Annotated in this window: 18 protein-coding genes; 5 read left to right on the plus strand and 13 right to left on the minus strand. The window is 51.0% G+C overall.

Features of this window, described 5'->3' with window-relative positions:
- Positions 1 to 48: 48 nt before the first annotated feature.
- Positions 49 to 468: a hypothetical protein gene (locus ACQUQM_RS10840; protein ID WP_432474515.1), complete on the plus strand. Its 420-nt coding sequence runs from the start codon at positions 49 to 51 to the stop codon at positions 466 to 468.
- 371 nt (positions 469 to 839) lie between these two features.
- Here the strand turns inward: ACQUQM_RS10840 and ACQUQM_RS10845 are convergent, their stop codons facing one another.
- From ACQUQM_RS10845 to ACQUQM_RS10855, 3 genes are read right to left on the minus strand one after another with little or no spacing between them, the layout of a single operon-like run.
- Entirely contained in the window at positions 840 to 2,048 is a 1,209-nt protein-coding gene (locus ACQUQM_RS10845; RefSeq protein WP_432474516.1) for a glycine C-acetyltransferase, read from the minus strand.
- 44 nt (positions 2,049 to 2,092) lie between these two features.
- Entirely contained in the window at positions 2,093 to 3,118 is a 1,026-nt protein-coding gene (gene tdh, locus ACQUQM_RS10850) for an L-threonine 3-dehydrogenase (RefSeq protein ID WP_432474819.1), read from the minus strand.
- Between the two features lie 2 nt (positions 3,119 to 3,120).
- Complete coding sequence (locus ACQUQM_RS10855; protein ID WP_432474517.1) at positions 3,121 to 3,447, minus strand: hypothetical protein; 327 nt, start codon at positions 3,445 to 3,447, stop codon at positions 3,121 to 3,123.
- A gap of 312 nt (positions 3,448 to 3,759) precedes the next feature.
- Here ACQUQM_RS10855 and ACQUQM_RS10860 point away from each other — a divergent pair, with 312 nt between their 5' ends.
- Positions 3,760 to 4,356, plus strand: a complete 597-nt coding sequence (locus tag ACQUQM_RS10860; protein WP_432474518.1) for a helix-turn-helix domain-containing protein — start codon at positions 3,760 to 3,762, stop codon at positions 4,354 to 4,356.
- A gap of 184 nt (positions 4,357 to 4,540) precedes the next feature.
- On the opposite strand, the gene ACQUQM_RS10865 is transcribed toward ACQUQM_RS10860, so the two are convergent.
- The 8 genes from ACQUQM_RS10865 to pcaF form a co-directional block, all read right to left on the minus strand.
- Positions 4,541 to 5,305 carry a Mut7-C RNAse domain-containing protein gene (locus ACQUQM_RS10865; protein WP_432474519.1) on the minus strand — a complete coding sequence of 255 codons (765 nt, stop codon included), beginning with the start codon at positions 5,303 to 5,305 and terminating at the stop codon, positions 4,541 to 4,543.
- A 364-nt stretch (positions 5,306 to 5,669) separates the two neighbouring features.
- Positions 5,670 to 6,767, minus strand: a complete 1,098-nt coding sequence (paaE, locus tag ACQUQM_RS10870; protein WP_432474520.1) for a 1,2-phenylacetyl-CoA epoxidase subunit PaaE — start codon at positions 6,765 to 6,767, stop codon at positions 5,670 to 5,672.
- 36 nt (positions 6,768 to 6,803) lie between these two features.
- The gene (gene paaD / locus ACQUQM_RS10875; RefSeq protein WP_432474521.1) at positions 6,804 to 7,343 is read right to left on the minus strand and encodes a 1,2-phenylacetyl-CoA epoxidase subunit PaaD; all 540 of its coding nucleotides are present in this window, start codon (positions 7,341 to 7,343) and stop codon (positions 6,804 to 6,806) included.
- Positions 7,344 to 7,349: 6 nt separating this feature from the next.
- Positions 7,350 to 8,114: a 1,2-phenylacetyl-CoA epoxidase subunit PaaC gene (gene paaC, locus ACQUQM_RS10880; RefSeq protein ID WP_432474522.1), complete on the minus strand. Its 765-nt coding sequence runs from the start codon at positions 8,112 to 8,114 to the stop codon at positions 7,350 to 7,352.
- A 17-nt stretch (positions 8,115 to 8,131) separates the two neighbouring features.
- The gene (paaB, locus tag ACQUQM_RS10885; RefSeq protein ID WP_124924539.1) at positions 8,132 to 8,425 is read right to left on the minus strand and encodes a 1,2-phenylacetyl-CoA epoxidase subunit PaaB; all 294 of its coding nucleotides are present in this window, start codon (positions 8,423 to 8,425) and stop codon (positions 8,132 to 8,134) included.
- Between the two features lie 12 nt (positions 8,426 to 8,437).
- The gene (gene paaA / locus ACQUQM_RS10890; protein ID WP_432474523.1) at positions 8,438 to 9,382 is read right to left on the minus strand and encodes a 1,2-phenylacetyl-CoA epoxidase subunit PaaA; all 945 of its coding nucleotides are present in this window, start codon (positions 9,380 to 9,382) and stop codon (positions 8,438 to 8,440) included.
- Positions 9,383 to 9,541: 159 nt separating this feature from the next.
- A complete protein-coding gene (paaK, locus tag ACQUQM_RS10895; protein ID WP_432474524.1) occupies positions 9,542 to 10,843 on the minus strand; it encodes a phenylacetate--CoA ligase PaaK in 1,302 nt (433 codons plus the stop codon).
- 118 nt (positions 10,844 to 10,961) lie between these two features.
- Complete coding sequence (gene pcaF / locus ACQUQM_RS10900) at positions 10,962 to 12,170, minus strand: 3-oxoadipyl-CoA thiolase (RefSeq protein WP_432474525.1); 1,209 nt, start codon at positions 12,168 to 12,170, stop codon at positions 10,962 to 10,964.
- A 527-nt stretch (positions 12,171 to 12,697) separates the two neighbouring features.
- Here pcaF and ACQUQM_RS10905 point away from each other — a divergent pair.
- Genes ACQUQM_RS10905 through ACQUQM_RS10915 form a run of 3 tightly spaced genes read left to right on the plus strand, consistent with a single transcriptional unit; the run spans position 12,698 to position 16,565 of the window.
- Complete coding sequence (locus tag ACQUQM_RS10905) at positions 12,698 to 13,423, plus strand: response regulator (RefSeq protein ID WP_432474526.1); 726 nt, start codon at positions 12,698 to 12,700, stop codon at positions 13,421 to 13,423.
- Positions 13,423 to 14,223 (plus strand): substrate-binding periplasmic protein, encoded by an 801-nt coding sequence (locus ACQUQM_RS10910; RefSeq protein WP_432474527.1) that lies wholly within the window; start codon positions 13,423 to 13,425, stop codon positions 14,221 to 14,223. The genes ACQUQM_RS10905 and ACQUQM_RS10910 overlap by 1 nt, the downstream gene beginning before the upstream one ends.
- Positions 14,220 to 16,565 (plus strand): ATP-binding protein, encoded by a 2,346-nt coding sequence (locus ACQUQM_RS10915; RefSeq protein ID WP_432474528.1) that lies wholly within the window; start codon positions 14,220 to 14,222, stop codon positions 16,563 to 16,565. The genes ACQUQM_RS10910 and ACQUQM_RS10915 overlap by 4 nt, the downstream gene beginning before the upstream one ends.
- A 263-nt stretch (positions 16,566 to 16,828) precedes the next feature.
- Here the strand turns inward: ACQUQM_RS10915 and ACQUQM_RS10920 are convergent, their stop codons facing one another.
- The gene (locus ACQUQM_RS10920) at positions 16,829 to 17,497 is read right to left on the minus strand and encodes a M15 family metallopeptidase (RefSeq protein WP_432474529.1); all 669 of its coding nucleotides are present in this window, start codon (positions 17,495 to 17,497) and stop codon (positions 16,829 to 16,831) included.
- Positions 17,498 to 17,610: 113 nt separating this feature from the next.
- Positions 17,611 to 18,900 carry a TRAP transporter large permease gene (locus tag ACQUQM_RS10925; RefSeq protein ID WP_432474530.1) on the minus strand — a complete coding sequence of 430 codons (1,290 nt, stop codon included), beginning with the start codon at positions 18,898 to 18,900 and terminating at the stop codon, positions 17,611 to 17,613.
- Between the last annotated feature and the right edge of the window lie 18 nt (positions 18,901 to 18,918).

The raw sequence follows: 18,918 nt of genomic DNA on the forward strand, positions 1-18,918 counted from the left end.
GATAGACTGACGGTTCCATCCTATTAGTCAGCAGGGAGCAGATTAAATATGAACGAAATCCTGGAGTTACAAACCGGCCAGGTATCTTTTATCAGTGGCCTTATGGCGGGGTTCTCGCTGTCGATTGCAGCGCAGATCATCCGCAGCAGATCTGAAAGCCGTATGGCTACCATCAGCTTTCTACTGTTCACCGCTACTTCCCTGCTGTTTCTCATCGCACTCTACATCGATGTTGCCCTGAGCCTGCGGATTGCCGGAATTGATCAGATCGCCCAGGAACTACTCGAGCAAATAACATTCGTACGCACTATCGGCACCTCTGCCGCAACCCTGGCACTGTTCCTGTTTATTATCTCCATCGGCATTCTCGGCTGGCTGCAGTCCCGCATTGCAGGTATCGCCACCAGCGTCATCGCTCTGGCCACCTTCATCATGATCTGGATCGCCCGGAGTATGATATTCGGATGAAAGCCGAAGGCTTTTATCAAGTAGCTAGATCGCCGCTGCACGGCTAGCTAGAAACGCTGAGCAAGCTCAGCTTGCTAGTGGCTAGAAAAATCGTAAGAGCCTTCTTAACTCAGTAAGTACTTTTCTGAAGTATTAGGCTTTTTAAGGAAGGCTGGTGCTTAGTCCAGCTTACAATTTTGTAGGAGGGACGCTAGCATGCCCCATCGGGTACCTCGTCCCGAGAATATACATAGTGCTGGATCAATCGCCACGAGGGCGTGGCTCCCACAAGTCTGAGTATTTGCGCTTTTTCTAGCTACTAGCAAGTCGCGCAGCGACGTTCTAGCGAGGAAGGTTTCCTTCCGGTCTAGCTACTGCTTTTCTGCGGCGATCTAGCCACTTAAAAGCTTCGCTTTTACCCGTCCGAACGCTTCGATGGCGAATTCGAGATCATCCTTAGTTAACGCAGCCGACATCTGAGTGCGGATACGAGCCTTGCCTTTTGGCACAACCGGGAAAGAGAAAGCCACCACATAAACGCCCAGTTCCAGCATGGCGTTGGCAAACTGTCCTGCCAGTACAGCGTCATGCAGCATTACCGGCACGATAGGATGCTCGCCCGGTAGCAGTTCAAAGCCATGTCGCTCCATACCTTCCCGAAAGATCGCCGCATTCTCCTGCAGCTGATCACGCAGATCGGCGGATTCAGTCACCAGTTCGATCGCCTTCAATGCACCGGCAACCACAGGCGGCGCTACAGTATTGGAGAACAGATAAGGCCGCGAGCGCTGGCGCAATAACTCAACCACTTCTTTACTGGCGCTGGTATAGCCTCCGCTGGCACCGCCAAGCGCCTTACCCAGGGTACCTGTGATGATATCCACCCGATCCATACAGTTACGGTATTCATGGGTGCCGCGACCGCCTGCACCAATAAAACCGGTAGCGTGGGCATCATCAAAATGCACCAGTGCGTTGTATTTCTCAGCCAGATCACAAATTTCATCTAACCGGGCAATATAGCCATCCATCGAGAACACGCCGTCGGTGCTGATCAGTTTAAACCGCGCACCATTTCTGTCGGCGGCTTGCAGCTGCGCTTCCAGGTCCGCCATATCACTATTGCGATAACGGTAACGTTTCGCCTTACACAGCCTTATGCCGTCAATAATACTGGCGTGATTCAGCTCATCGGAAATGACTGCGTCTTCCTGCCCCAGGATGGTTTCAAACAGGCCGCCATTGGCATCGAAACAGGAAGGATAAAGGATGGTACTTTCCATCCCCAGAAAGTCACTTAACTTATCTTCCAGTTGCTTATGCAGTACCTGGGTACCGCAGATAAATCTCACCGAAGCCATACCGTAGCCCCAGTTTTCCAGCCCCTCTTTCGCGGCAGCATTCACTTCCGGGTGCTGCGCCAGGCCGAGATAATTGTTGGCGCAGAGATTAAGAACTTCCCTTTCTGAGCCAACACCGTTTGTATTTACGCCCACATGGGCACTTTGCGCGGTGGTAATGAGTCGCTCACGCTTATACAGCCCGGCCGACTCAATCGACTCCAGCTCCTTACCGATGTGGTCCTGAAACTTACCGTACATATCTGTTCTCCTAAGCTCTAAATCCCAGTGAGCAATCTGCTAGCTTATTCCCAGTTCAGGATGACCTTGCAGGCCTCACCGGAATTCATCGCATCGAAACCCTGTTGAAAATCCGGGTAATCGAAACGGTGGGTAATCACCGGCAGGATATCCAGACCGGACTCAATAAATATGGACATTTTGTACCAGGTTTCATACATCTCCCGGCCGTAGATACCTTTCAGCGTCAGCATATTAAAGATCACCGTACTCCAGTCGATGGCAACCTCATCACTGGGTATCCCAAGAATCGATACTTTTCCGCCATGACACATATTCACCAGCATATCCCGCAATGCAGCAGGACTGCCTGACATCTCAAGGCCCACATCAAAACCCTCGGACATTCCCAGCTTTTGTCGCACATCATCGAGGCTTTCTTTACTGGCATCCACCGTGCAGGTCGCGCCCAGCTGCTTTGCCAGCGCCAGACGTCGGGGGTTAATATCGGTGACCACAATATGCCTGGCGCCGGCGTGCCGGCATACCGCTGCCGCCATCACGCCAATTGGACCAGCACCGGTAATCAGAACATCCTCGCCAAGCAGATCGTACTGCAGAGCCGTATGCACGGCGTTACCTAAAGGATCGAACAGTGCTGCTATATCAAGATCGATGCCCGGCCGGTGTTCCCACACATTCGACATAGGCAACACCAGGTATTCGGCAAATGCACCGGGGCGGTTAACACCGACACCGCTGGTATGCGCGCACAAGTGACGCCGGCCGGCCATACAGTTACGGCAACGGCCGCAGACCACATGCCCTTCACCGGAGACAATCTGGCCACACTGAAAGTCATTCACGTTGGAGCCGACTTCGACGATCTCCCCGACAAATTCGTGCCCTACAACCATAGGTACCGGAATGGTATTTTGTGCCCAGCTGTCCCAGTTATAGATATGCATATCGGTACCGCAAATTGCGGTGCGTTTTATCTTGATCAGAACATCATTGATACCCACCTGCGGCACAGGCACCTCTTCTAACCAAAGCCCCGGAGCGGACTCTCTTTTGACCAAAGCTTTCATGTTCATGAAGCCTCCTCAAATTGTGTCAGAGATTGCAGTTCTGACGCACCGGCATTAGCAAAATCCAAAGCTTCTGCGAGTGTCAGAAACAACCTCTTAGAGTGGGTTTCGCACTTGCCGGTATCGTAAACATTGACGCAGTAATAGCGCTTACGCAGCCGCGTATTCGTTGCCCGACTCAGGTACACATATAACTGAGACCACGCAAGCTGAAAGGTTACAGCCCGCGATTGCCAATTCTCAGTATTGAGTACGGTCACCACATTCACAGGCTTAATACCCAGTATCGGATCGTGTGAAGGTACAAAGTAATCAACGATTTCATTCATTATAGACTTCTCTTTCAGCGCCCTATTGGGGCGTTCTTACTTTCGGGAAACGAATAAACAGATGCCAGTTCCCGGCGTCATTACACCGGTCACTAAGAGAGATACGCGTTAGTGACGCATTCGCTCAGGCATGACTTGCCCGTCTGGCCGCTGCCGGAAAGCTATAAGAGGAGAATCGACACGGCAGTATAAAACACCATAAGGGTGGCATTTATCCGCCGCGATATTTAATATAAAAGAAATCATTCCAGCATCTTAGAATGATGCATTCCTTGATACAAGATCTTTTTCTCATATAGCGGAAAATCATTAATGAGTTCAGAAAAAGCTAAAAGCAGTAATAAGGCCGATATCGATCCCGCCAGTCAGGTGTTATGCAATCGGGTGACCGAGCTGCGCAAGAAAAATAAACTGACTCTGGACCAACTGGCAGCCGCCTCAGGCGTAAGTCGATCTATGCTGAGCCAGATCGAAAGAGGACAGGCTAACCCCACTCTCGCGGTCACCTTTCGCATCGCCCAGGCCTTCGGCATCACTATCGGCGAACTTGTCGACCAGCCCTGGGCATCATCTACCATTGAGGTAGTGCATGGCGACGATGCCAGCAACCTGTTCCGTGCCGACGACGAGTGCCAGATCCGCACCCTCTCGCCGCTGCATATGGAAAAGAATATTGAGTTCTATGAACTGCGCATCGCACCCCGGGCCAGTTTGGCAAGTGCGCCCCACTTTGAAGGCACCAAAGAACTTCTGACAGTCACCCAGGGCAGCGCCCGCATTACCGCAGGGGACAACAGTCGTAATCTGGCGGTAGGCGATTCGGCACACTACCGTGGTGATCTGGAACACAGTATTGATAACTGCGGTAACGAAGAGTTGATCTGTTATCTGGTAGTTACCAGCCAGTAACTGCAGTAGCTAGATCGCCGTTGCGCGGCGGACTCGTGGCTCGTAGCTCGACCGCAGCAAAAAACGCTGCTCGTTCGTTGCTCGGAAAAGCAAAAGACAAAAGCCTTCTAACAACAGGTTGGTAAAGTCGCAGACAATAAATAACTCCATAAGGAAGGTCGTTAAGTAATAAGCCGGCGATGTATTAACTTTTTAGCGCTTCGACCCAATCGCAGATATGCTGATAATGTGAGCCGCGCCAATAGAGTTTCTGGCAACTTTCACACTGCCAGAAAACGTCACAATACTGCAAAGTATCTGCTGGCAACCGGTCCTGCACCTTAGCCTTCTCAACCTGCTGCAAGATCCCGTTACAGTTTGTGCATCGGATGAAGGGCCTGAAACTGCTTTCCAGCTGAAAGCGATTAATCACCTCTTTCATCTGCACTCCCGGATCATTACTGCGCACCCAGTAACCGTGGGTGACTGCACTGTGTTTCAGGACGCCTTTGTCCCGGGTCAGGATGATACGCTGCTCCAACAGAGCGATCTTAACGATCTCGCTATCCTCAAAATCGTTTCGATATAAGGAATCAAAGCCTAATAAGCGTAGCTTTTGTGCCAGTTTGCCAAGATTCACATCAACGATAAACTTAGTATCCCGCAATGGTTTTTCACGCAGATGGATAAGCGGTGTAATATCGAAAGATTCAAACACCGGATACACCGAAACCCGCTCACCTCCCAGCAGTTGGTGATCAAAGCCCACCGATTCACCATTAACCAGTATCAGATCTATTTCAGCATGTGGCACCCCGATCGCTTCGATAACGCCTTTAACTGTTGGCTTACCTATAAATTCATAAGGAAATGATCTCTTATGCAGGGCAACTGGCAGAAAGTCATTCAGTTCCTCGTAGAAACGGAAGACGGCAGAACGAACAACTGGGGCATGAGGATCGGAGTTCATAACAGAATTATAGGAAACGCCTTAAAGTAGTATGAACATCGCTTCGCGACTCGCTAGAACGGAAGGTAAACCTTCCTGCTAGTGGCTAGGAAAAGCAAAAAGGAGCGCAGCGATTTGCAGGAGAGACACTGGCATGCCCCATCGGGTACCTCGTTCCGAGAATATACATAGTGCAAGATCAATCGCCACGAGGGCGTGGCTCCCACAAGTCTGAGTATTCACGCATTTTCTAGCCACTAGCGAGTCGCGAAGCGACGTTCTAGCTAGCTGCGAAGCGGCGATCTAGCAACTGATCCTCTGATCTTCTTTCTGGCATAAAAAAGCCCGGCTACTGCCGGGCTTTTTAACTTTACGCTTCGCGACATTACCGCTCATCAAAATCCACAACAACAGATTCGGAAATCGGGTGCGCCTGACAGCTCAGGATATAGCCCGCTTCGATCTCGTGCTTCTCGAGACCGTGGGAGATATCCATATCGACCTCACCTTCTACCAGCTTACACTTACAGGTAGAACATACACCTGCTTTACAGGAGTAAGGCAGTTCCATGCCGTTATTCATACCGGCATCAAGTATATTCTCGCCAACCGTAGCCAGATCAAACATGATGGCCCGGCCATCAGCTCGCACAGTAACCTTCGAGGTCTTCTCTTCACCGAACTGCTCTTTACGGGCAGCGGCTTTCTCCAGCATCTCTTTCGAATCTGCAGAAGAGTTAGCGAACAGCTCATAATGGATCTGATCATCGCTAAGGCCTTCAATACGGAAGCCACGCGACACTTCAGACATCATCGATTCAGGGCCACAGATAAAGGCATCATCAACTTCTTTGATGTTGATCAGACCCGCTTTTTGCAGCGCGTAGCCTTTCGCGTTATCGATCCGGCCATTCAGCAGCTCAGCACCCTGATCTTCATAGTCCATGATGTTGATCCACTTAAAGCGGTTCATGTAACGGTTTTTAACAAAGTTCAGCTCGTCTTTAAACATTACTGAGTTACTGCGGCGGTTACCGTAGATCAGGGTTACCTGAGAGCCCGACTCAGTATCCAGTATCGACTTCATGATGGAGATCATCGGTGTGATACCGGAACCAACAGCAATACACATATAGTTCTTGTTGTTGTCAGCATTCAGTTCTGTATAGAAGCTGCCTTGAGGCGGCATTACTTCAATATCCATACCCGGCTTGAACGTATCGTTGGCGAAGTTAGAGAACTTACCGTTCATAACTCGCTTGATACCCACACGCATCTGGCCATCATTGACGCCGGAACAGATAGAGTAAGAACGACGTACATCCTCACCATCGATCATGGCACGCAGGGTCAGGAACTGACCTTGAATAAAGTTGAACTTTTCTTGTAGCTCAGCAGGAACTGCAAAGCTCACTGCGATCGCGGTTTCCGTTTCCGGTTGTACATCAGCGATCTTCAGTGTGTAAAAATTGGTGTCAGACATGCTTCACCTGTTCTATTAATAAGACCCGATCCAAGATCAGATCTTTTTAAAATAATCAAAAGGCTCACTGCAGTCATCGCACTGAAACAGCGCCTTACATGCAGTGGATCCAAACTCACTTACTCTGCGGGTATTACGTGAACCACAGTGCGGGCATGCTGCGTGAGCGTCCGGGGTCAGGCCATCATCATCCAGATCCGCATCCTCCGGTGGCGCAATGCCATATTCACGGAGGTTTTTGCGACCTTGTGGTGACATCCACTCTGAACTCCAGGCCGGTGACAGTGACATTTTGACGGTCACATCGGCATAGCCGTTATCGTTCAGCAGTTGAGTCACATCAGTACGGATATTGTCCATCGCCGGGCAACCGGAATACGTTGGCGTAATAGTGACAAGAATATTGTCACCGTTACGCTCGATATCACGCAGAATTCCCAGATCCCAGATTGAGAGTACCGGTACTTCCGGGTCTTTAACTGCGTCGAGCAGATCCCATAGTTCCTTTACATCCGGTTGACTGCGTTGCTGCATCCGGTCGTACTGCTCTTTCGGCATCAGTGAGATTTCAGTCATAGCCAATTACCATTTACAGCCCGGGTGGGAGCGGTGCACGATCTGCATCTCGGTCAGCATATGGCCCAGGTGCTCAGTGTGATAGCCAGTACGGCCTCCGCGAACAGCCCAGCTGTCTTCCGGTACAGTGATTGTCGCCTCGGTCAGAATATCGCTGACCATCTTCAGCCATGCACCGCGCAGTTTGGAAACATCAACGGCGATACCTTCTTTTACCAGCAGCTGCTCAGTTTCATCCATATCGAACAGTTCATGGGTATAACCCCACAGCTGATCAACAGCTTTCTGAGTACGCTTATGGCTCTCTTCAGTACCGTCACCCAGACGCAGCACCCAGTCACGGCTGCGACGCAGATGATACTTGGTCTCTTTGATCGCTTTAGCGGCAACTCCCGCCAGGGTTTCATCTTTAGACTGAAGCAGTTCAGGCAACACTAATGTGTAGTACACATCGGCAAACAGCTGACGTACCTGAGAGTAGGCGAAGTCACCTTTCGGCATCTCCAGCAACAGCAGATTGCGGTATTCACGGTCGTTACGCATGTACGCGAAGTCATCTTCGTCACGTCCGTCGTCTGCCAGTTCAGCTGCATAGCTGTAGAACAGACGGGCACGACCCACATAATCCAGAGAAACGTTACCGTAGGCGATATCTTCTTCCAGGAACGGGCCGTAGCTTACCCATTCAGAAATACGGTGACCCAGTACTACAGAGTCATCACCCAGACGGGTTGCATATTCCTGAATTGCGTTTTTAATTTGATCACTCATTATCAGCTCTCCCCCAATTACATGTTGTTAACTGGGTCAGGCAGAACGTAATAAGTCGCATGGCGGTACGGCTTATCATCGCTCGGATCGTAGAAGCACTCGGCATCGTCTTCCTGAGAAGCACAGATATCATCGGACTTAACAACCCAGATACTTACGCCTTCGGTACGGCGGGTATAACAGTCGCGGGCATATTCCAGCGCCTGCTCATGATCTTCAGCGTGCAGACTACCGATGTGCTTGTGGTCCAGGCCACGCTTGGAACGTACAAATACTTCAAACAGTTCCAGTTTTTCAGTGATGTTTGTCATTTCAGATACCCCTTATGCCGCGTTCTGTGCTTTCTTGGCACGCTTCTTATCGTTATATGCTGTGATCGCATCACGTACCCACTCACCTTCTTCGTGAGCGGCAACATGGTGCTCAATACGCTGACGGTTGCAATGACCGTTACCGTTGATAACGCTCCAGAACTCGTCCCAGTTCAGGTCGCTGCTATCGTAATGACCGCGCTCTTCATTCCACTTAATGTTCTTATCCGGATGTTCCAGACCCAGAACTTCAATCTGTTTAACTGTCTGATCAACAAACTTCTGACGCAGGTCGTCGTTAGTTTCACGCTTGATCTTCCACTCCATCGATTTCTGCGAGTGTGCAGACTCAGAGTCATGCGGACCAAACATCATCAGCGCAGGCCAGTAAAAACGGTTCAGCGCATCCTGAGCCATCTCTTTCTGCCCTTCTGAACCTTTAGCCAGTTCCAGAATTGCTTCATAACCCTGACGCTGATGGAAAGACTCTTCCTTACAGATACGGATCATGCCGCGAGAATACGGACCGTAAGAGGTACGCTGCAGGGATACCTGGTTAACAATCGCTGCACCGTCTACCAGCCAGCCAATTGCACCAACATCCGCCCAGGTCAGGGTCGGGTAGTTGAAGATAGAAGAGTACTTAGCCGTACCATTCTGAAGCTGCTCGATCATCTCAGAACGGGAGATACCCAGGGTTTCACAGGCGCTGTACAGGTACAGACCATGGCCCGCTTCATCCTGCACTTTAGATAGCAAAACTACCTTACGACGCAGAGATGGCGCGCGGGTGATCCAGTTACCTTCCGGCTGCATACCAATAACTTCGGAATGTGCATGCTGGGAGATCTGACGGATCAGGTTTTTACGGTACGCTTCAGGCATCCAGTCTTTCGGCTCGATCTTCTCTTCGGCCTCGATCTTGCGCATGAAGTTTTCTTCTTGAGGTGCTGTCATTTCAATCGCCTCCACAACGTTGTTTTACCGTAACCTGAGCCGTCTAGCACTGACGATAAAACGGTCAGTATTAGCCAGCCAGGTCACGATGATTCTTACCTACAGCAACCGCTATTACCGGCAGCTGCCTGTTTGTTATTAAACTTGCTGTTACTAGCCTTACGGGCGGTTATCGAAAACCCGCTTGGCTTTACCTTCAGAACGCGGCAGGCCACCCACCGGCACCACCTCAATCTTAGTCGAGATACCTACAACCGACTTAATGTGGTGAGACAGCTCTTTCATCGCCTGACTCTGATTCGCAGATTGCGCCTCCGGCGCCATCTCGACTTTCACCAGTACCGTATCAAGGTTGCCCTGCTTGCCGACGATGATCTCGTAGTGTGGCGCCAGCGCCGGGATCTTCAGGATCTGTTCTTCGATCTGAGTCGGGAATACGTTCACGCCACGGATGATCATCATGTCATCGGAGCGGCCAGTGATCTTATCGATACGACGCATCGGACGCGCGGTACCCGGCAACAGACGGGTCAGATCGCGGGTACGGTAGCGGATGATGGGCAACGCTTCCTTGGTCAGGGAGGTGAATACCAGTTCACCGTATTCGCCGTCCGGCAGTACTGCACCGGTATTCGGATCGATGATCTCAGGGTAGAAATGATCTTCCCAGATAGTCGGGCCATCTTTGGTTTCAATACATTCCATCGCGACACCCGGCCCCATCACTTCAGACAGGCCGTAAATATCAACGGCATCGATACCCAGGCGGTTTTCGATGTTCCTACGCATCTCTTCGGTCCACGGCTCGGCACCGAAGATACCCAGACGCAGTGAAGTATCCCGAGGATCCAGACCCTGGCGGTCCATTTCATCGATGATGTTAAGCATGTAAGACGGCGTCACCATGATGATGTCGGGATCGAAGTCACGCATCAGTTGAACCTGCTTCTCGGTCTGACCGCCAGACATCGGAATAACCGTACAACCCAGGCGTTCGGCACCGTAATGAGCGCCCATACCGCCGGTGAACAGGCCGTAACCGTAAGAGATATGCACCTTGTCGCCGTAATGGCCACCAGCCGCACGAATAGAACGTGCAACAATATCCGCCCAGGTATTGATATCGTTCTGGGTGTACCCCACTACCGTCGGCTTACCGGTAGTGCCGGAGGAGGCATGTATACGTACCACTTCATTCATCGGTGTCGCGAATGAATCAAATGGGTAAGTATCACGCAGGTAAGATTTAGTGGTGAACGGAAATTTCGCCAGATCATCCAGTGTTTTCAGATCGAACGGGTGAACGTCCTTCTCTTTACACAAGTTTCTGTACGCCGGTACATTGTTATAGGCGTGGGCGACACTCCACTGCATGCGGTTAAGCTGCAGCTCACGCAGTTCATCGATGCTCGCAGTTTCAATCTGATCAAGAGAACCGCGTAATGGCTGGTCATATTGCATGGTTATTCTCGTCCTGTCTTATAGTTCTGTTGAGCGCATCTTTATAGTTATGTCGGCATTCGGAACCGTGATGCGCTTCTTTTACTGCATGTACTGCTTGTATTACATCGAGTGCTCGTCAGACCCGTTCGATGATCAGGGCGATACCCTGACCCACACCGATACACATAGTGCACAGTGCGTAGCGGCCACCGGTACGGTGCAGCTGATACATCGCAGTCGTCACCAGGCGAGCGCCACTGGCACCCAGAGGGTGACCCAGAGAGATCGCACCGCCGTTCGGGTTAACGTTCGCTGCATCATCCGGCAGACCCAGATCACGCATGACCGCCAGCCCCTGTGAGGCAAACGCTTCGTTCAGTTCGATAACATCCATCTGCGCCAGTGTCAGACCGGTCTTTGCCAGTACTTTGCGGGTAGCCGGTGCAGGACCGAAACCCATAATACGGGGCTCAAGGCCAGCGGTTGCCATACCGACAACCCGAGCTTTCGGTGTAAGGCCATGCTTTTCTGCAGCCTCTTTAGATGCGATCAGCAAGGCGCAGGCGCCGTCGTTAACGCCGGATGCATTACCCGCCGTAACTGAGCCGCCTTCACGGAACGGCGCGCGCAGCTTGCCCAGCGCTTCCAGCGTCGTCGAGGCACGTGGATGCTCATCGGTATCCACTACGACAGGATCGCCTTTGCGCTGCGGGATAACCACCGGCACGATCTCATCAGCAAACAGACCCTGCTCCATCGCAGCCGCAGTCTTCTGCTGGCTGCGAAAAGCAAACAAGTCCTGGTCTTCGCGGGAGATATTGAAATCTTCAGCCACGTTCTCAGCAGTCTCCGGCATGCTGTCGACACCAAATTCAGCTTTCATCTTCTTATTGATGAAACGCCAGCCGATAGTGGTGTCGTACAGACCGTTCGGATTACGGCTGAAAGCGGATTCCGCTTTACCCATAACAAACGGTGCACGGGACATCGACTCACAGCCACCGGCAATCATCAGGTCGGTCTCGCCCGACTTAATAGCACGGGCGGCATAACCGATGGCATCCATACCGGAGCCGCACAGACGGTTGATCGTGGTGCCCGGCACATCGGTCGGCAGACCGGCCAGCAACGCGGACATACGCGCCACGTTACGGTTGTCTTCACCGGCCTGATTGGCATTACCGTAGATGATGTCTTCAACCTGCGTCCAGTCTACATCCGGGTTGCGGTCCATCAGGGCCTTGAGAGGTACCGCGCCCAGATCATCGGGACGTACCGGGGCTAACCCGCCACCGTAACGACCGAAAGGGGTGCGAACCGCATCACAGATAAAAGCGTCTGCCATTGTATTAACCTCATGTAAAAAAGCCGGTATTAAAAACCCGGGCCGGGAATTCCCCTGCCCACAAGATGAAAACAGACTGGTACTTCATCATTCAGTTTTCTTGTCTGAGTAATATATTACACAATTATTGACTAAGATCAATTTTATTGTATCACTTTAAATCAAAAACTATACTCTGCTGACAGCCAATAAAACCAGGAAGACCACTCTGTATCCGGACAACCGAGACGTTATTCGTAATAATTTTTTTATCTTTTGTATCAGACTAAAGATAAGTATTTCTGTTCCCAAAACTGGCATAGCAGGTATATTCAAAGGTTCATTGAAGACGATGGGCCGGGGTTTAAAGTTGTAAAACCTTGTAAACAAGATGTAAACATGGCTTGCCAAGCCTATGCTTAAAGCACTAGCGTATAGCCTGATAATAAAAATAATCTGTCGTCCCGGAGTTATGAACCTTTGCGCTTAGCCGAGCCTTAAACAGGTTCGCTTCAGAACTACGCCGCGACACTCACTTATGACTAATTATGAATAATGATGCCCGAATCCTGGTAGTCGATGATGAAGTGCTGACCCGGCAATGCCTGAGCAGCTACTTTGAAGAGGAAGGCTACACCGTCTTTTGCGCCGAAACCGCTGAACAAGCTGAAGGGATTCTCAGCGCTGAAACCATCGATGTGGTGCTGTTGGATATTCGCCTGCCCGGCAAGGATGGGCTGACCCTGACCCGGGAGCTACGAGTGCATACTGAAGTAGGCATTATTCTGGTCACCGGCCGGCTGGATGAAGTGGACCGTCTGATCGGTCTCGAATGCGGTGCCGATGAGTATGTGACCAAGCCATTTAATCCCCGTGAGATTCTCGCCCGCACCAAGAACCTGGTACGCAGGGTACGCCATTGTAGTGATGCCAAGCCCACCGACTCCCTGCCCCATACCTTTAAAAGCTTCGAACGCTGGAAGCTGAATCTCGATCGACGCCAGCTTATTGATGAGATGCAGCAGCAGATTCAGCTGACCGAAGGGGAATTTCAGCTACTCAATACCCTGATGCTTAATTCCGGTCGTGTCATGAGTCGCGAGCAAATTCTGGAACAAATTCGTAACCGGGAGTGGGTCCCCAGTGATCGGACTGTCGATGTTCTTATCGGTCGCTTAAGACGCAAACTCAACGATGATCCGGCCAATCCCAAAACGATTCTCACAGTGCATGGTGCCGGTTACCTGTTTACCCCGAAACCCGTGGATATGTAATGCCCCGTTACTCGCCGGCCTTTCTGAGTCAGATTCTAATCCTGATTCTGGTGCTGATTCTGATACCGGGCACCAGCTACAGCAGGACCCTGAAAGCCTGTGGGCATCCATTCTATCCGCCCGTCTCCTGGGTCAGTAACCAACAGCTGACCGGCCTTGCTCCTGCCATAACCCAGCAGTTATTTGCTGAACTGGGCTACAGTGTAGAGCTGCGCTCCGGCTACAACTGGAAGCGCTGCCTGCTCGAAGTACAACAAGGTAATGCTGACATTGTCGTGGCAGCCTATCGCATTCCCAGCCGGGAAGCCTATCTCGGATTCAGTAGCCAGCCGGTTATAGCTGATCCGGTGACGCTGTTTGTTAATCGGCAAAATCCCATGCCCTTTACCGGGCTTGGTGATCTTAAAGGTAAAATAGCAGGACTGTTACTTGGCGATAGCTTTGGCGAAAGCTTTGATCAGTTTCTACGTCAGAATAACCGTATCGAATATGTCTCACGTAATCGGCAGAACTTTGAAAAACTGGCCCGTCAACGCATAGATTTTATGCCGATAGGCCTGCTCAGCGGTCGTCTGCAGAGCAGAAAATTAGGTTTTCATGAGCAGGTAATGCCGCTGGAGTACCCTGTCAGTACTGAATTCTATTTTCTTGCCGTCGGTCGCAACAGCGGTTTGCAGCAACACCTGCCCTTTCTCAGCCGCCGCCTGCAGGAGATGTACCAGGATGGCTCCATTAACCGATTAACCGACTATTACAGCCTGATCTATCTCGACCAGACGGCGGCGGAGTCCAGCCCATGAAACCGCTTAAAGGACTGCTCCCTAACATCACTCGTTACTCCCGCGAGCATCCTTTGGGATTCCGAATGATGATCTATGTCTGCGCCTGTAGTTTCCTGTTTATTCTGCTCTCCACCGCCCTGCAACTGACACTGGACTATCGCCGCGAGTTCCGGGCTATCGATCAGCAGGTCGAGCTGATCCGCAGCAGTTATCTGGCAAGCCTGGCCAAAAGCCTATGGGATGTGGACCGGTCACAGATAACGCTGCAACTGAAAGGAATTCGTAATCTGCCCGATGTCAGCTACCTTGTTCTCCAAAATACCGACACAGGAGAAACCGCTATAGAGGGGCAGCTAAACTCCTTCCCCGACTATCCACTGCAAAATCACAGTTTCGATCTTATTCACACCACTCCGGAGCAACAACGCAAACTGGGACAACTGGAAGTCAGCTTCGATCTTCAAGCGGTCTATAACAGAATCTGGGCACGCGGTTTCAGCATTCTTCTCAATCAGACCCTGCTGGTTGTACTGATCGTTCTCGTCATTCTTATTTTGTTTCAGCGCAAGATCACCCGCCACCTGGAAGCAATGGCCAACTACAGCCGGGATATCGGTGCCGGCCAGTTGGAACACAGCCTGACATTGAGTCGCCAGCCACCGAAGAACAGCGATGAGCTGGATCAGTTAGTAAACGCCCTGAATGATATGCGACAGTCGATCAAACAAGAGATCGTGCGGCGTGAACAGGAACAGCAAGAACTGCGCTATAACCGGGATCAGTTACAAATGATGGTTGAACGGCGCACAGAAAGCCTGCAACGGGCCAAGGACGCAGCCGAAGAGGCCAGCAACGCTAAGTCCCGCTTCCTCTCTACTATGAGCCATGAGATCCGCACCCCGATGAACGGTATGCTGGGGATGATCCAGCTATTGGAAAACTCGCAACTGGATTCCCGTCAGCGGCAACATATTCAGGTGCTGCACGATGCCACTAATGCCCTGCTGGAAACTTTCAATAATGTGCTTGAATATGGCCGCCTGGTGGAAGGTGCCTATAGTGTCAGCCCCACCCGATTCTCGCTGCATAACCTGTTGCATAACCTGACCACCCTGCTATCTCCCGAAGCCGATCGCAAAAAGCTGCAACTTAAGCTTGAATGCAGTAGCGATGTGGCAGATATCTTTCAATCCGAAGAGAGCAGCCTGCGGCAGATCCTGACCAATCTGCTGGCCAACGCAATTAAATTTACCGATAGCGGTGAAGTGAAACTCAAGGTAGAACAATTACCTGAACAAGCGCAAAGCCGGTCAGGTAATCAGCAACAACAGAAGATCCGTTTTGAAATTTCTGACTCAGGTATCGGCATCGCTCCGGAATTGCAACAACACATCTTCGATCGCTTTACCCAGGCCGATGAAACCATAACCCGCCGCTTTGGTGGCACCGGTCTTGGCTTGGCAATCTGCAAAGAGCTGGCTGAACACTTAGGCGGACAAATCGGCCTCAATAGTATTCCAGGCGAAGGCAGTACCTTCTGGCTGGAACTCAATTTAACACAGGCCAGCAACTCAGCTGCAGAGCAGGATTCTCTACCTATTGAGTATGCGGCGATGCAGCAACAAAAAATACTTCTGGTCGAAGATGTCGAAATTAATCAGCAGGTTGTACTGGGACTGCTTGAAGAACAGAAGCATGAAGTCACCATCGCAGGTGACGGTATCAAAGCTCTGGAACTGGGTCGGCAACAACGATTCGATCTGATCCTGATGGATATGCACCTGCCGGGCCTGAGTGGCTTAGAGGTCAGCGCCCGCCTCAATAATGACCCGGACTGTATCAACCAGAACACCCGGATCATCGCACTGACCGCCAGCGTCCGGCCGGAAGATATCCATAACTATCTGGATGCAGGCATCAGCAGTGTTATCGCTAAACCGGTTCACAAAGAGCAACTGCTGCAGGCAATCGCTGGCAATAGCACAATTCCTGAAGCCAGTATTGAAGTAGCCCCGGATGCGGCGGCTCACCCGTTGTTGGATCAAGCGGTAGTGAGTGTCCACCAACAGATGCTGGGATCTGAAAAGCTGGCCACCCTGATGCAGGGGTTTTGTAAGGTTCACGATGAACTGTGGCCAGCATTGCAGCAAAGTATCCGTGCCACCGATGACTACGAAATTTCCCAGCAGGCACACAAACTAGCCGGTGCCTGCGATACTATCGGCTTTGCTCAGGCCAGCCAATTACTACGCCAGCTTGAGCAACAGGCGGACAATGGAGAAACTGTTCAGGATCATTTCCGGAAAGAACTGGGCCAAGTGATGGCTGCAACGGTTGGCTTGGCACAGGACTGGAAATAACAGCGCAGCAGGAAATTCTAAGTGGCTAAATCGCGGCTTCGCCGCTAGCTAGAACGGTGCGCAAGCGCACCTGCTAGTGGCTAGAAAAAACATAAATGCCTTCTTAACTAAATGAGGTAAAAACGCAGGTATAAGGGGGACTGTGCTTTTAGCTTTTAGCTTTTGACTGTCGCTTTTGACTTTGCCTTTGATTTTTCTAGCCACTAGCAGGAAGGTTTACCTTCCGCTCTAGCGAGCCGCGCAGCGGCGTTCTAGCTACTGTTTTAAACAGGCCCGTAGATTGCGTCTTTATTCCCGGTAAGAAAGGCCCAAAACCGGTCTCCATAGGAGAAATGCCACCACTCCTGCGGATAGTTCACAAACCCGGCAGCACTCATAACATCGACTAACAGCTTACGGTTACTGACGGCCTCGTCAGACAAGCCTGCTGCCATGGTAAAACAGAGATCCGGATCAACCTCGGTCCAGCAGTGAATATCCATACCGAATTCCAGCGTTACCCCATTGCTATTAATCAATTCCAGATCAACTGCCGCGCCGGTATTGTGGGGTGGCACATTGTGACTTCCATCAGGATAAATCACTGCGGAAACCATTCGGGTCGCTTCTTCGAAAAGTTCATACTCATCGATCCCCGGCTGGCGTTTTCGTACCCGCTCCAATTCATCATCAAACAGCATCTGTTGCACAGCAAGACTGCGGTAACCTTCATACAGCCGCAGATATATTCCTTCAGGTAGCTGGGATTGCACGATTAGCAGCCGCTCATAAATACCCTTTCGCATACGGGTATAATCCGGGGCCGTAGCCGGACACTCGGGCGGCGGACCGTATAGCAGATCAGCGCTCTGTTTCAGATCCACCAGCGGTTCATGGCATTCGTTGATAGGAACTAAACAGACTTCGGCTGAAGAGGGTGTTAATCGATGCATCAGATGTTTTCTAATCCAGTTTACCGGCCCATAAAAAAGCCCTGTGGTTACTCTAAACCATAGGGCCTTGTTCTAATTACAGCAATAACTTATCGCCAGCTTCACCGCTTCAACTAACCGAACACCATCTCCGGCAGGAACAGTGAAATCTGCGGAATATAAGTGGTCAGAATAAGCGTTGGTATCCACGCAAAGAGGATCATGATCAGTGTCGGCTTCAACATCGCGCTCACCCGTACCCCGGTCACCCGTGAACCGAGATATAGTAACGGTGCGGTTGGCGGCGTGATATTACCCATGCCCAGGTTAACCCCAACAATGGCTGCAAACTGAATCGGATCGATACCCAGCTCCACTACTATTGGAAACAGCAACGGCGAAGCCAGTAATACACCACTGACATCATCCATCAGCATACCGATCAGAATCATCACAACGTTGATCATCACCAACACTATGATCGGGTTATCAGATACTGAGAAGATCAGCTCTTTCGCCAGATCAGGGATATCCTCAAAAATCAGTAGCCGGCTAACGATCATCACCATGAAGAACATCACCATCACCACACCGGTAGTCGTGGCAGACTGAACCAGCGCATCTCTGAAGTTGGCCAGATTTAACCCTTTATAGATAAAGAAGCCCACCGGAATGGCGTAAACTACCGCGATACCTGCCGCTTCAGTTGGCGTCATGATGCCACCATAGATACCACCCAGAATCATAAATGGCATCAACAGAGCTGGCAGGGCAAAACGGCTTTTCTTGGCGACTTCTTTAGTCAGGTTATCCGACTTAGGCAGCACCTTGATATTGTTGTATTTACGCAGCATCACATAGTTAACGATACACAGCAGAACTACCAAAATCAGACCCGGCACTATTGTCGCCAGAAAACATTTAAGCACCGATTGCCGGGTCACCCAGGCGTAGATAATCTGAATCGCGCTGGGCGGAATCAGAAGCCCCAATGGCGCAGCATTAGTTATCAAAGCAGCCGACAACCCTTCGGGATAATTTGCCTTGCGCAGTTGCGGCATCATAATGCTGCCAATGCAGGTCAGCGTTGCCGTCGCACTGCCCGCAATAGAGCCAAAGACAGCACTGGCCCCCACTGCGGTATAAGCAATACCGCCTTTGAAACGACCGACAAACACTTCAGCAAGCTCAACCAGAGGCTGGGCTATCTTACCCCGCTCCATAATAGTGCCCGCCATAATAAACAGCGGAATTGCCAATAGCACCAGAACATTCATACGCCAGTGCCCGGACGCCAGAAAGCCAGCCGGATCATGATCTCCGGTCAGCGACATGTAAATCAGTGCCAGACCAAAGGCAAAAGGTACCGGAATACCAATCACCAGGGCGACACAGACAACCAGAAGAATAGCTAAAATTAACATCGTGAATACCCGTAGTTG

The sequence above is a fragment of the Amphritea sp. HPY genome (assembly GCF_050870985.1).
Lineage (GTDB): Bacteria > Pseudomonadota > Gammaproteobacteria > Pseudomonadales > Balneatricaceae > Amphritea.